Annotated in this window: 13 protein-coding genes; 4 read left to right on the top strand and 9 right to left on the bottom strand. The window is 69.0% G+C overall.

The window, feature by feature from the left end; translation table 11 throughout:
• Positions 1–14: 14 nt before the first annotated feature.
• On the bottom strand, positions 15–2,738 hold the full coding sequence (locus tag ASC70_RS14525; RefSeq protein ID WP_056051239.1) for a ribonucleotide reductase: 2,724 nt from the start codon (positions 2,736–2,738) through the stop codon (positions 15–17).
• Positions 2,739–3,017: 279 nt separating this feature from the next.
• On the opposite strand from ASC70_RS14525, the gene ASC70_RS14530 reads away from it, so the two are divergent.
• Complete coding sequence (locus tag ASC70_RS14530) at positions 3,018–3,413, top strand: NADH:ubiquinone oxidoreductase subunit NDUFA12 (protein ID WP_056051242.1); 396 nt, start codon at positions 3,018–3,020, stop codon at positions 3,411–3,413.
• Between the two features lie 2 nt (positions 3,414–3,415).
• Positions 3,416–4,051, top strand: coding sequence for a DUF2155 domain-containing protein (locus ASC70_RS14535; RefSeq protein WP_056051245.1), 636 nt, complete (start codon positions 3,416–3,418; stop codon positions 4,049–4,051).
• Here ASC70_RS14535 and aat read toward each other — a convergent pair.
• From aat to aroQ, 4 genes are read right to left on the bottom strand one after another with little or no spacing between them, the layout of a single operon-like run.
• Positions 3,988–4,641, bottom strand: a complete 654-nt coding sequence (gene aat / locus ASC70_RS14540) for a leucyl/phenylalanyl-tRNA--protein transferase (RefSeq protein WP_047405800.1) — start codon at positions 4,639–4,641, stop codon at positions 3,988–3,990. The two genes, ASC70_RS14535 and aat, sit on opposite strands and share 64 nt — an antisense overlap.
• Positions 4,642–4,654: 13 nt before the next feature.
• A complete protein-coding gene (gene accC, locus ASC70_RS14545) occupies positions 4,655–6,001 on the bottom strand; it encodes an acetyl-CoA carboxylase biotin carboxylase subunit (RefSeq protein WP_047405798.1) in 1,347 nt (448 codons plus the stop codon).
• Positions 6,002–6,006: 5 nt separating this feature from the next.
• On the bottom strand, positions 6,007–6,519 hold the full coding sequence (accB, locus tag ASC70_RS14550; protein WP_056051247.1) for an acetyl-CoA carboxylase biotin carboxyl carrier protein: 513 nt from the start codon (positions 6,517–6,519) through the stop codon (positions 6,007–6,009).
• Positions 6,520–6,579: 60 nt separating this feature from the next.
• Positions 6,580–7,020: a type II 3-dehydroquinate dehydratase gene (gene aroQ, locus ASC70_RS14555; protein ID WP_047405794.1), complete on the bottom strand. Its 441-nt coding sequence runs from the start codon at positions 7,018–7,020 to the stop codon at positions 6,580–6,582.
• A gap of 78 nt (positions 7,021–7,098) precedes the next feature.
• On the opposite strand from aroQ, the gene thiS reads away from it, so the two are divergent.
• Together thiS and ASC70_RS14565 are read left to right on the top strand one after the other, a co-directional pair.
• A complete protein-coding gene (thiS, locus tag ASC70_RS14560) occupies positions 7,099–7,299 on the top strand; it encodes a sulfur carrier protein ThiS (RefSeq protein ID WP_047405792.1) in 201 nt (66 codons plus the stop codon).
• Between the two features lie 45 nt (positions 7,300–7,344).
• Positions 7,345–8,172, top strand: coding sequence for a thiazole synthase (locus ASC70_RS14565; protein WP_056051250.1), 828 nt, complete (start codon positions 7,345–7,347; stop codon positions 8,170–8,172).
• On the opposite strand, the gene ASC70_RS14570 is transcribed toward ASC70_RS14565, so the two are convergent.
• The 4 genes from ASC70_RS14570 to ASC70_RS24525 all read right to left on the bottom strand — a co-directional run bounded on the left by ASC70_RS14570 (position 8,169) and on the right by ASC70_RS24525 (position 13,383).
• The gene (locus tag ASC70_RS14570; protein ID WP_056051252.1) at positions 8,169–8,909 is read right to left on the bottom strand and encodes a DsbA family protein; all 741 of its coding nucleotides are present in this window, start codon (positions 8,907–8,909) and stop codon (positions 8,169–8,171) included. The two genes, ASC70_RS14565 and ASC70_RS14570, sit on opposite strands and share 4 nt — an antisense overlap.
• Positions 8,910–8,936: 27 nt before the next feature.
• Positions 8,937–10,367, bottom strand: a complete 1,431-nt coding sequence (locus ASC70_RS14575; protein ID WP_047405786.1) for a M48 family metalloprotease — start codon at positions 10,365–10,367, stop codon at positions 8,937–8,939.
• Positions 10,368–10,526: 159 nt separating this feature from the next.
• Positions 10,527–13,241 (bottom strand): ribonuclease E/G, encoded by a 2,715-nt coding sequence (locus tag ASC70_RS14580; protein WP_056051254.1) that lies wholly within the window; start codon positions 13,239–13,241, stop codon positions 10,527–10,529.
• Positions 13,165–13,383, bottom strand: a complete 219-nt coding sequence (locus tag ASC70_RS24525) for a hypothetical protein (RefSeq protein ID WP_082009144.1) — start codon at positions 13,381–13,383, stop codon at positions 13,165–13,167. The genes ASC70_RS14580 and ASC70_RS24525 overlap by 77 nt, the downstream gene beginning before the upstream one ends.
• Positions 13,384–13,606: the final 223 nt, after the last annotated feature.

Here is a 13,606-nt window from a genome sequence, read left to right on the forward strand (position 1 = left end):
CCAGCCAAACACGCCTACGAAGAGGCCATCGGCCCGGGCCGGTCGGACTGCGCCCCGCAGGTGTCGCAGACGGTCAGCCCGCCACGTCGGGCCAGGGAGAGGTCGCCACAGGCCGGACACATCTCGCCGTCGGCGCCCGGACGCTCCGCGCCCTCGACACGGCGGCGGCCGAACGAGGCGAAGACCAGGTTGTCGGGCGTCACGCCGCGCGAGAAGCCCTTGGAGATGAACTTGCTGGCCAGGACAGGATCGGGGCCGACGTCGTCGATCTCGTCGTCCGACAGCGGCTTGCCCCAGCCCAGGCCGTCGGCGTTGAACTCGTCGGCGTCGCCATTGGCCAGGTCGTCGCGGCCAAGGTACGACACGCCCAGCTCGCGGAAGATGTAGTCCAGGATCGAGGTCGCCGACTTGATCGAGTCGTTGCCCGAGACCGGGCCCGCCGGCTCGAACTTGGTGTAGACGAAGGCGTCGACGAACTCTTCCAGCGGCACGCCGTGCTGCAGGCCCAGCGACACGGCGATGGCGAAGTTGTTCATCAGGCTGCGGAAGGCCGCGCCTTCCTTGTGCATGTCGATGAACAGCTCGCCCAGCTCGCCGTCCTCGTACTCTCCGGTGTGCAGATAGACCTTGTGGCCACCGACGGCCGCCTTCTGGATGTAGCCCTTGCGGCGGTCGGGCAGGCGGCGACGCGAGCGGTCGCGTTCGACGATCCTCTCGACCACGCGCTCGGTGACGACCGGCTCCCGGAGTGGCGCGGCGCGGGCGGGCTCGGCGGCGGGTTCCTCGGGCAGGTCGAGCTTGAAATCGGCGGGGGCGGCGGCGCGTTGCAGGCGCAGGGCGCGGACGCCCGAGCGGGCGGCGGCGGCCTGGGCCCGCACGGCGTCGGTCGGCCGGGCGTCGAAGGCTACCGGGATGGCGACCGGCATGGGCAGGCAGGCAAAGCTCTCGACGGCCGCCTGCATGGCCAGGCGATCGGCGAAGACCGGGGCCTCGACCGACCGGAAGGCCTCGCGCAGTTCCGGGTTCAGGGCTTCGCAGTCGCCCAGGGTTCCCGCGCCCAGCGCGTGGCGCTCGGCGGCCGCGATCTCGGCGGCCGAGAAGTCTGCGAAGGCCAGGGTGTCGAAGTCGCGGCGGGCGACGTCCTCGGCCGAGGCGCCCAGCACGTCGCGCAGGAAACCAGCGCCGATCACACCGGGGGCGAAGGCGGCGCGCAGGCCGTCGTTCTCGCGCAGGGCGTGCTCGGCCTTTTCGATCTCGTGGGCGGTGAAGCCGCGAGCCTGCAGCATCGCGTGGTCGATGGCCGGGCTCTCAGCCAGCGTGCCATGGCCCAGGGCGTGGCGGCGGGCGGCGTCCAGGTCGACGGCCTCGGTCGACAGGGCCTCGAAGGCGGCGGCGCTGAAGGCGGGCAGCAGGAAGCCGTCGGCGGTCTGGGTGACCGACACCGGCGACATGGCGCCCGCCACGCCGACTGGCGCGCCGCCCAGGCGCAGGGTCGCTTCGGCGTCCTCGAACGGGCCGACCAGGGCGGACGAGCGCAGGCCATGCTTGCGGGCCAGGGCGTGAGCGGTGGCCAGGGCGGCGGCCGCCTCGGTGGCCAGCTCCGACCGCAGGGCGGCGGCGCGCACGCGGCGCTCGGCCAGGGTCTTCAGCACGCCTTGGCGATCCTGGGCGTAGGCTTCGTCGGGGCCGAGAGCAGAGGCGGCCTCGGCGCTGGCCGACAGGGCCGCGCCGACGGCCAGGGCCCACAGCGCGGCGGCGGCGTCACGGCCTTCCAGGCTGGTTTGGGACAGACCCTGGCTGAGCAGGCAGTCGCCGACGCCGGCGAGCGACAGGCGCGCCGGGCGCTCGCCACGATCCAGCTCGAGCGCCGTGCCCCAAAGGTGGCAGACATAGGTGAAGCGCTCGACGTCGAAGGTTTCGCCGTCGAGGAAGGCGCTGGCGTCGATCGCCGCGCCGACGCCGACGCCGCGCGACACGAACTCGGCGTCGGTCGGAGACAGAGTCAGGGTGAGGGCGCTGGTCTCCCAGCCGACTTGGGCGGCGAGGGTGGCGGCTTCGTCGCCGGCGGCCACGCCCTGGCGCGACGCCGAGGCGACCATCGACAGCGCGCGCGCGGGCTCCAGCTCGGCCGGGGCCTGACGCGGGGCGTCAGCCATGGCGATCGCGTCGAGGATAGTGCGGTCGTCGGCGCCCAGCTCGCGGGCCCTGCGGGCGGCGCGGGCCAGGGCCGGGTTCTTGCGGACGTCGGCGCAGGCGCGCGGGTCGCCCTGGCAGCGGCGGACAGCGTCGGCGACATGGGTCAGGGCGGCGTCCAGGCGCGCCGCGGCCTGGGCGGCGAGAACGCGGCCCCGGCGCTGGGACAGGGTGGTCTTCACCGCGCTCTGAAACTCGAACTCGCCGATGTCGGGCAGCAGCTCCAGGCCGGCTTGACCGCCGGCCGGCGTGGCCAGACCCGAAAGCATGGTGGCCAGCAGGGAGTCGCGAAAGGCGCTCGCATCGGCCTTGTCGCCGAACAGGCCGCGCGAGAGGCCGGCCTGGGCCACGCGGTCAGCGTAGCGGGCGGGACCCCCGCCTAGCGGCGCCTTGGCCTCGATCTCGCCGGCCCAGTCCAGCCAGGCTTCGACGCGGGCGTCGCTCCAGGACGGCGGGGCCGAGACCACGACGACGCTGTCGGCGCGTTCGAGATCGCGCCATTCCATGGCGGGAACAACTCCGGCGGCTTTGGCGGGCGTGCGCATGGGCGAGTTCCGGGTCCGGTCGGTCAGTCGTGATATCTTACCAAATCCCTAACGGGTGATTCCGTGCCGTGGGACGCGCGTAAGGTCGCACCCCAAGCTAGAACCTCGCTCGTTCCGCCTCAATAGATGTTGCGGGTCGGGGTGCTCTAATCCACAAGATGTTGAAGTCGCGCCGGGCTGAGCGGTGCTGGACGCTGCGCGCGCGGAGCCCTATAGTCCGGCCGCTTCCGCCGCGCCCGTCGCGGCCCCTAAACCCTTGCAATTTCGGGTGCGAACGTAGTGCTGAAAGCGATCTTCACGTGGTGGAACGGCGCGACCCTGGGTCAGCGCTTCCACATCGGCCGCCGCGGCGTGTTTGTGGGCCAGGACGAGTACGGCAATCGCTATTTCGAAGCCCGCGACAACAGCGACAGCTATGACGATCGCAAGCGTCGCTGGGTGATCTACAACGGCTACGCCGAGGCCTCGAAAGTCCCGCCGGACTGGAGCGGCTGGCTGCACTACACCTTCGACGAACGGCCCAACCAGGTCCCGCTGAAGCGCCGCGAATGGGAAAAAGATCACCTTCCGAACCTGACCGGCACCGTCCACGCCTGGCGCCCGAAGGGCTCGCTGGCGCGTGGCGGCGAACGCCAGGCCGCCACCAGCGACTATCAGCCCTGGTCGCCGGAATAGGCATGACGGCCCGTCGGGCGCCCTTGATCGCCGCCGTCGCGGCCCTGTCCGGTCTTACCGCGACGGGCGCCGCGCTCGCGCGCCAGAACGCCCCGCAAGCCCAGACCCCGCCGTCGGCGCCGCAAGCGCCCGCGGCGCCGACGCCCGGAGAACTGCGGCCGGCACAGCCGACCCAGATTTCACCCGCGGTCGCCAATCCCAATCCGCCGGCCTCGCCGCCGGCCGCCGCGACGACGTCCAAGCCGGCCGGCACGGCGCCGGCCAAGCCGGTCGAGCCCACCAAGCGCCCGCGCTATTCGATCGCCATCCTGCAGGCGCTGGACAAGGTCACCACCGAGACCATGCGGTTCGAGGTCCCGGTTGGCCAGCCGGTCCGCTACAAGACCCTGATCTTCACCGTCCGCGCCTGCGAGACCGCCGCGTCGGACGAGATCGCGCCGGAGACGGCCGCCTATGTCGTCGTCGACACCCAGCCCAAGGCGCAGGGCGGCCGCGCCGCCCCGCCGGGACGTCAGGTCTATAAGGGCTGGATGTACGCCAGCTCGCCGGGTCTGAACCCGCTGCAGCATCCGGTCTATGACGCCTGGCTGATCGCTTGCAAGCAGTCGGTCCCGGTCGCCCCGCCCGCCAAGCCGTAAAAGTCGCCCTCGACCGCCAGGGCCTTGGTCAGTCGCCGGCGATAATCCGCGCGGCTGATCTCGGTCACCCCGAACTGGGCCAGGTGGTCGGTGAGGAATTGGGTGTCCAGCAGTTGATAGCCGCCGGCGAGCAGCCGCGCGACCAGATGCACCAGCGCCACCTTGCTGGCGTCGCGCGCGGTCGAGAACATGCTCTCGCCGAAGAATGCTCCGCCCAGCGAGACGCCATACAGTCCGCCGACCAGCTCGTCGCCAAGCCAGGTCTCAACGCTGTGAGCTAGACCGCGGGCGTAGAGCTGTCCGTATAGCCGCTGGATCGGGTGGTTGATCCAGGTCTCGGCCCGGCCGGGCCGAGGGGTCGCGCAGGCCTCGATCACGGCCTCGAAGGCGGTGTCGACACGGACTTCGTAAGGGCCGTTTCGCACCGTACGGGCCAGGCGCTTGGGGATATGGAGACCGCCGAGCGGCAGCACGCCGCGCCGCTCGGGGTCGATCAGAAACACGCTTTCGTCCTCGCGGGCGTCCGCCATGGGGAAGACGCCACGCGCGTAGCAGGCGATCAGATCGTCGACCGAAAAGGCCTCATCCATCGCCGACCTCGGATCAGCCTTCTTGCGCTTTGATCCAGCGTTCCAGCCAGTGGATGTCGTAGTCGCCGGCCAGGATGTCGGGCTGCACCAGCAAGTCCTGGAACAGCGGGATCGTGGTCTCGACGCCGCCGACGACCATCTCGCCCAGGCAGCGCTTCAGGCGAGCGACGCACTCGGCCCGGTCGCGGCCGTGCACGATCAGCTTGCCGATCAGGCTGTCGTAATAGGGCGGGATCGTATAGCCGGTGTAGATCGCCGAATCCAAGCGAACGCCCAGGCCGCCGGGGGCGTGGAAGTCCGTGATCGTGCCGGGCGAGGGCGTGAAGGTCCGCGCGTTCTCGGCGTTGATCCGGCACTCGATGGCGTGACCCTCGAAGACGACCTCCTCTTGGGTGAACGACAGCGGCAGGCCGGCGGCGATGCGGATCTGCTCGCGCACCAGGTCGATGCCGGTGATGGCTTCGGTGACCGGGTGCTCGACCTGCAGGCGGGTGTTCATCTCGATGAAGAAGAACTCGCCGTTCTCCCACAGGAACTCGATGGTGCCGACACCCAGATAGCCGATGGCCTTGACCGCATCGACGACGATCTTGCCGATCTTGGCGCGGTCGGCCGCGCCGAGGGCGGGCGAGGGGGCTTCTTCCAGAACCTTCTGGTGGCGGCGCTGCAGCGAACAGTCGCGCTCGCCCAGGTGCACCACGTTGCCGTGGCTGTCGGCGATGACCTGCAGCTCGATATGGCGCGGCTTCTGGAGGTAGCGCTCCATATAGACCGTGTCGTCGCCGAACGCGGCGCGGGCCTCCGACCGAGCGGTCGAGACCGCTTCGGCCAAGTCTTCCCGGGTCTGGGCGACCTTCATGCCGCGACCGCCACCGCCAGAGGCGGCCTTGATCAGCACGGGGAAGCCGATTTCCTCGGCGGCCGCGAAGGCCTCTTCCTCGGTGGCGACGCCGCCGTCCGAGCCGGGGACGACCGGGATGCCGGCGTCCTTCACGGCCTGCTTGGCGGTGATCTTGTCGCCCATCATCCGGATGTGTTCCGGTTTCGGGCCGATGAAGGTGAAGCCGTGCGCGCCGACGATCTCGGCGAAACGGGCGTTCTCCGACAGGAAGCCGTAGCCTGGGTGGATGCCCTGGGCGCCGGTGATCTCGGCCGCCGCGATGATCGACGGGATGTTCAGATAGCTCTTGGCGGCCGGCGCGGGGCCAATGCAGACGCTCTCGTCCGCCAGGCGCACCCACATCGAGTTGCGGTCGGCCTCGGAATGGACCGCCACGGTGGCGATGCCCATTTCCTTGCAGGCGCGGTGAACCCGGAGCGCGATCTCGCCCCGGTTCGCGATCAAAATCTTGTCGAACATGATCGTTACTCGATGACGACGAGCGGCTCGCCGAACTCGACGGGCTGCGCGTCCTCGACCAGGATCTCGACGACCTTGCCGGCCTTCGGGGCCGAGATCGGGTTCATGGTCTTCATGGCCTCGACGATCAGCAGGGTCTGGCCGGCCGAGACGGTGTCGCCGACCTTGATGAAGGCGTCAGCGCCCGGCTGAGGCGACATGTAGACGGTGCCGACCATCGGCGACTTCACGGCGTCGCCGCGGGCGGCGGCCGGGGCCGGAGCGGCCTCGGCGGCCGGTGCGGCGGCCGGCGCGGTCGCGGCGGCCGGAGCCGGGGCATAGGCCGGAGCGGCGGCCTGCTGCACATAGTTCACCGGAGCGGCGGTCAGCTCGCGCGCGACGCGGATCTTCAGGCCGCCGTGCTCGACCTCGATCTCCGTGAGGCCCGTGTCCTTCAGGATGTCCGCGATCTTGCGGACCAGACGAGCGTCGATGGCCGGAGCTTCGACCGGATCGGCGGGGGCCTTGGGGTTCGACATGGAAGCTTACCTTGTTCTTTTGAACGCCTCGGCGGCGGAAAACGCCGGGCGATGTCGTTGTTAAACGCGGATCAGGCCGAAAGCGGCCTCGATCGCCAGTTCGTAACTCGCCGCGCCGAACCCGGAGACAATTCCCGTGGCCGCCAGCGAAACATAGGTGTGGCGGCGGAATTCCTCCCTCGCCGCCGGGTTGGACAAGTGACACTCGATCACCGGGATGCTCAAGGTCTTGAGCGCATCCAGAAGCGCGATCGAGGTGTGGCCGTAGCCGGCCGGATTAATGATCAGCGCCGAGGCCGACTCACGCGCCTCGTGCACCCAATCGATCAGCACGCCCTCATGGTTGGACTGGCGGAAGACCACCGAAACGCCGCGCGAAGCCGCCCGCGCCTCACAGCGCGTACGGACATCATCAAGCGTGTCCTTGCCGTAAATCTCAGGCTCGCGGGTCCCCAACAGGTTGAGATTAGGCCCGCTCAGCACGTGGATCGGTTTTACCATGCGGCTCCGCCGTCGATTCCGAGGGTCTTGTATAGCCGGTTCCGTCGGGTCACAAGCACGGCTCGCTTCGGAGGTGAGATGAAGCTTTTGCTGAACGGGGAAGAGCGGGACGTGGCCGAGGTGGTCACGATCGCCGATCTGGTGGCCAAGCTGGGCCTGGACGCCCGCAAGGTGGCGGTCGAACGCAACCTCGAGATCGCGCCGCGCTCGACCTACGCCGACACCGCCCTGGCGGACGGCGACCGCATCGAGATCGTCACCTTTATCGGCGGCGGTTGATCCTGGGCATTTGAAACGGCGGCTGGCGGGGCGTAAACCAGCCGCATGAACGCGCACGTCTCCCCCGACTCCGTCTCGGCTCCCCAAGCTTCGAATGGCGACGCCGAAGAAACCTGGACCGTCGCCGGCCGCACCTTCCGCTCGCGCCTGATCGTCGGCACGGGCAAGTACAAGGACTACGCGACCAACGCCGCCGCCGCCCGCGCGGCCGGGGCCGAGATCGTCACCGTGGCCGTGCGCCGCGTGAACCTGACCGATCCCAGCCAGCCGCTGCTGGTCGACTACATCAAGCCGACCGAATTCACCTATCTCCCCAACACCGCGGGCTGCTTCACCGGCGAGGACGCCGTGCGCACCCTGCGCCTGGCCCGCGAGGCTGGCGGCTGGGACCTGGTGAAGCTGGAGGTCCTCAGTGACCCCAAGACCCTGTTCCCGGACATGGAAGAGACCCTGCGCTCGCTGAAGCTGCTGGTCGCCGAAGGCTTCCAGGTCATGGTCTATTGCTCGGACGACCCGGTCTACGCCCGCAAGCTGGAAGAGGCCGGCGCGGTGGCGATCATGCCGCTGGGCGCGCCGATCGGCTCGGGCCTGGGCATCCAGAACCGCGTCAACCTGCGGATCATCGTCGAGAACGCCAAGGTGCCGGTGCTGGTCGACGCCGGGGTCGGCACGGCCTCGGACGCGGCGATCGGCATGGAACTGGGCTGCGACGCCATCCTGATGAACACCGCCATCGCCGAGGCCAAGGATCCGATCCGCATGGCCAAGGCGATGAAGCACGCCGTCATCGCCGGCCGCGAGGCCTACTTGGCCGGCCGGATGCAGAAGCGGCTCTACGCGGATCCGAGTTCGCCGCTGGCGGGGCTGATCTAGCCCGCCTTCGCGGCGCTTGCCCGAGTCTGCTCGATCGCCAACCTCAGGGCGTTGATGTCGGCGCCGGGGACCAGGGTGTCGCCGACGATGAAGGCCGGGGTGCCGGACAAGGCCAGGGTCTTGGCCAGGGCGTCGGTGTCGGCCAGGTGCTGGGTCACGGCCTGACTCTCGCCAAGCGGCTTGGCCTTGTCGAGGTCGATGCCGACGTTCTTGGCGATGCGCAGGGCGCCGGCCGCGTCGAGCGCGTTCTCGGCCATCAGGGCCTTGTATAGCTCCAGGCTCTTGCCTTGGTCCTTGGCGCCGAGCGCGATGCGGGCGGCGGCTTCGCTGTCGCGGCCGAAGATCACGAAATCCTTCAGCACCAGGCGAATGTCCGGGTTCTTCTGGACCAGCTCGACGATCTCCGGCGCGGCGTGGCGGCAGTAGCCGCAGCGATAGTCGAAGAATTCGGTGACCGTGATCGAGCCAGCCGGATTGATGACGATGTCGCGCGGGTCGCGCTCGATGGCCTGCCGGTACTGGCCGATGGCCTTCTGCGACGAGGCGGCCTGCTGGGCGGCCTGCTTCTCCTGCAGCTTCTGGCTGGCTTCCATCAGCACCTCGGGGTGCTCCAGCAGATAGGCGCGGACCTTTTCACCGAACGCCTTGTCGGGCTTGGCCTGGTCGCAGCCGGCGAGGGTCAGGCTGGCGATAGCCAGCGGCAGGGCGAGGGTCGCGGCGCGACGAAGCAGGGTCATCGATATCTCGAAACAGGTGAGGGCGGCCTAGCGGCCGAGGTTGGATTGGACCGCGCCTTCCTTGGCCAGGGCCTTGAGGTCCTGGTTGGAGGGGCGGGAGGCCAGGACGATGTCGGTGGCGCGGCGCCAGTCCGGCGTGTTCTTGGTCAGCAGTTCGCGGGCCCGCATGGCGAAGACCCGGGCCTCCTGGACGGCGCCCAGCGAGAAATACTGTTCGGCCGTCGCCAGGCGCGCCTCGCCGTCCTTCTTCTGCTTGTCGTAGGCCTGGGCCAGCAGGCGCCAGGTGACGGAATTGTCGGGATCGTTCAGCAGGCTGCGCTTCAGCTCCTGGACGCCTTCCTCGACCTTCTTGGGGTCATCCAGGCTGATCAGGGTCTGGCCGAGATTGACGCGCAGCAGGGCGGCGTCGGGCTTCAGTTCCACGGACTTGCGCTGCGGTTCCTCGGCCAGGACGATGCGGTTGAACTCGAACAGGATCTGGCCCTTCAGCTCCCACAGATAGGGATTGTCGGGGTGCTCGGCGATCAACGGATCCAGCAGACCCAGGGCCCGGTCGGGCTCCTTCATCTGGTAATAGGCGATGGCGCGGGCGTAGCGGGCCGGAAAGCCGGTGTCGGTCTCCTTGTACTTCATCAAGGCGACTTGCGGGTTCAGGAAGCCTTCCAGCTTGGCCTTCATCACCTCGTGCTGGGCCAGGTCCTCGGGCGTGTCGACGGCGCTGTAGTGCGGTTGGCGCTCGACGCGGCTGCGCAGCACCTCGATCCGTTCGGACGATAGGGGGTGGCTGCGGAAATAGGCGAAGCGGCGAGCCTGGTCGAAGACTTCCTGGTAGCGGAAGTTGTCGAAGAACTCCACGAGACCGCGGCCCGACTGGCCGGTGGCTTCCAGGAAGCCGGCGCCGGCCTGGTCAGCGCGCGACTCCTGTTCGCGGCTATAGCCCAGGGCGCCCAGAGCCCCGGCATATTGGGCGTTGCCGAGAAGCATCGCGGCGCCGTCCGCGGAACCGGCCAGGGCGGCCAGGACGCCCAGGCCCATGGTCAGGATCATCGGCTTGAGGCCGGCCTTCATCATCTCGTCCGAACGGGTCGGGTGGCCGCCGGCCAGGTGCCCGGTTTCGTGGGCGATGACGCCGCGCAGCTGGTTGGGGTTCTCGGTCTGCAGAATCAGGCCGGTGTTGAGGCCCATCTGCAGGCCTTGTGTCGCGAAGGCGTTCAGCGATTTGTCGCCGACGATCAGGATTCGGACGGTCTTGGGATCCAGCCCCGCCGCCGCGTAGATCGGATCGGCGTCGTGGTGCAGGATCTCCTCGATCTCGGTGTCGCGGATCAGGGAAGGGCCGCCATCCTGGGCGAAGGCGACCTGGGGCGCTCCAGACGCGAGGATGGACAGGGCGGACAACGCCACACCCAGTCGTCTCCCGGTCTGGCGCCTCCCGGCGCGCCCGCTACGCGAGGTCATCGCATGATCTCCAGATCGCGCCCCCGCGAACCCTGACCAGTGTAACTTGGATAGCGCGGCCGAGGGAACAAGGCTTTCCGTTCCACCGTCCCACGATTTTCACGTATGACGAATTCGGCCCGCGCACCGATCAGGATGCGCGGGCCGTTTTTCGTCAGCCTAGCGGCGCCACCAGCCCTTGCGGGGCTTTTCGGGCGGGGTGGTGATTTCGTTCGGATCAGGCTCGGCCGGGGCGGCGGGAGCCGCTTCGGCGACGACGGGCTCCGGAGCTGGAACGGGCTCGGGCGCGGCCGCGACGACCGGGACTTCTTCCGGTTCCGGCGGAGCGACGGCGACCGTTTCTGTCACGACCTCGGCGACGGCTTCGGCCGTTTCGGCAGCGTCCGCCGCGGCGGCCTTCTTGCCCCGGGCGCGAGGGCGCTTGGCCTTCTTCGGCGCTTCCTCGGCTTCGGGCAGCTCGACCCAGACATCAGCCGGCGGACCGGAGATGATCGGCGGGGCCAGGATCGGAGCCTCGAACGGCTCGGCGGGGGCCTCGGGGCTCATCACCTCGACCGGCGCGGCTTCGACCGCGGCGACTTCGGCGCGATCGCCCCGACGACCGCGATCGCGGCCACGGCGGCCGCGTTCGCGGGCCGGGCGGTCCTCACGCTCGGGACGCTCGACGCGTTCCGGACGTTCGGCGGCCTCGGGCGCTTCGGCGCGGGCTTCCGGCGCCGGACGGCGCGGTTCGCTGTTGCCGCCGACTAGGGCGGCCGGGTCGTGCCAGGTGAAGACGTTCTCGCCGAACGGGACGCGCGGACGGATCCAGACGAAGGCGTCGGCCGGACGATCACCATCCTCGCGACCGCCACGACGGCCGCCACGACGGCCACGGCGACGACGGCGACGACGGGCGTCCTCGTCCTCGTCGCCGAACTCGGCGCGGTCCTCGGCGTCGCCTTCGACCTCGTCCTCGTCGGCTTCGACCTCTGCCCCGGCCTCGGCCTCGGGCTCCTCGCGACGGCCGCGGCTGCGGCCGCGATCACGGCGGCGGCGGCCCTTGCGGTCGCCGCGATCGTCTTCGCGGGCCTGCTTGCGGCTCGAGGCGTCGTCGTCGTCGGTGTCCTCGCGCTCGATGTCGTCCTCGTCCTCGAGGTCGATCTCTTCGTCGTCCTCTTCCTCGTCGACGAAGGCGGTCGGATCGAAGTCGTCCTCCTCGACATAGGGCGGCGGGGCGACGGCGATGCGCTCGCCCAGCTCCGTGCGCTCGATCTCCTGGTCGCCGGCGTGCAGGCTGTCATCAACCAGCACGGTGATGTGCAGGCCGTGGGTCTGCTGCAGGCGCTGCAGGTAGGCGCGCTTTTCGTTGAGGATGTAGAGGCCGACCGAGCGGGCGACCTTCAGGATCACCGCGCCGCTGCCCTTCAGGGCCTCGGCCTCGACGGCGCGCAGGGCGGCCAGGGCGCTGGACTCGACCGAGCGGACCCGGCCGGTGCCTTCGCAGTGTTCGCAGACGTGGGTCGTGCCTTCCAGGACGCCGGTGCGGCGACGCTGGCGGCTGATCTCCATCAGGCCGAAGCCCGAGATCTTGCCCATCTGGATGCGGGCGCGGTCGTCCTTGAGGGAGTCCTTGAGGACCTTCTCGACCGCGCGGTTGTTCTTGCCTTCATCCATGTCGATGAAGTCGATGACGATCAGGCCGGCCAGGTCGCGCAGGCGCAGCTGGCGGGCGGCCTCCTCGGCGGCTTCCATATTGGTCTTGAGAGCCGTGGCCTCGATGTTGCGCTCGCGCGTGGCCTTGCCCGAGTTGACGTCGATGGCGACCAGGGCCTCGGTCTGGTTGATCACCAGATAGCCGCCGGAGCGCAGCGGCACGACCGGCGAATAGATCTGGGCCAGATGGTCCTCGATCTTGTGCTTCACGAACAGCGGGGTCGGGTCGCGGTAGTTGAAGACCTTCTTGGCCTGGCTCGGCATCAGCATGCGCATGAAGTCGCGCGCTTCCTTGTAGCCGGCGTCGCCCTCGACCCAGATGCCGTCCAGGTCCTTGTCGTACATGTCGCGGATGGCGCGCTTGACGAGGTCTTCCTCCTCGTAGATCAGCGCCGGCGCGATCGAATGCAGCGTGTTCTCGCGGATGTTTTCCCACAAGCGCAGCAGGTACTCGTAGTCGCGCTTGATCTCGGCCTTGGTGCGCTTGGCGCCGGCCGTGCGGACGATCAGGCCCATGCCCTGCGGCACGTCCAGGCTTTGGACCACGCCCTTCAGGCGCTTGCGGTCGGTCACCGCCGTGATCTTGCGGCTGATGCCGCCGCCGCGGGCGGTGTTGGGCATCAGGACGCCGTAGCGGCCGGCCAGCGACAGGTAGGTGGTCAGCGCCGCGCCCTTGTTGCCGCGCTCTTCCTTGACGACCTGGACCAGCATGATCTGCCGGCGGCGGATCACTTCCTGGATCTTGTACTTGCGCATCAGCCGGCGCTTGCGCCGCGCCAGCTCTTCCTCGACGTCGTCATCGTCGTCGTCGACCGCGTGACCGCCGCCGTTGACGTCGTCCTCGTCGTCGCCGCCCGAGGCGCGACGCGAGACCGGGGTGTCGTCCTCGTCATCGCCCGAGTCATCGCGCATCAGCGCTTCACGGTCGGCGACCGGGATCTGGTAGTAGTCCGGGTGGATTTCGTTGAACGCCAGGAAGCCGTGACGATTGCCGCCGTACTCGATGAACGCAGCCTGGAGGCTGGGTTCGACGCGCGTCACCTTGGCGAGATAGATGTTCCCACGGAGCTGTTTGCGGGTCTGGCTTTCGAAATCGAATTCTTCAACCCGAGTTCCGTCCACGACGACCACACGCGTCTCTTCGGCGTGTGCTGCGTCGATCAGCATCTTCTTCGACATTAAGGAAGTCTCCACGGCGCGCGGCGGGCGCGAGGCCCGGGCGCCGATATGAATGAAGGGCGCGCGCGTCGCCGTCCGTCGCTCCGACTGTGCGGGTGCGAGAGGTCGGATGCCAATGGCGGACGGGTGCGGCGCAGCCCATTGAGGTTTCGTTTTTCCCTACCACGCTGGGCGCGGACTGGAGTTTCGCCTGTCGCGCCAGATGGCGCGGCTAGGATGGCGCGTCGTCGCCAGGAGGGCGTTTGAGCCCGACGCGAGCCCCGTGAAACGGCGTCTCGGTAGGCGTCTTGCCCGTTCCGTCGGCCGCGTCTCGAACACTATCTAGTCTGCCGTTCCCGCTTCGGAAGAGGTTCAGGACCACTTTC

It is taken from the genome of Caulobacter sp. Root343 (assembly GCF_001425745.1).
GTDB lineage: Bacteria > Pseudomonadota > Alphaproteobacteria > Caulobacterales > Caulobacteraceae > Caulobacter.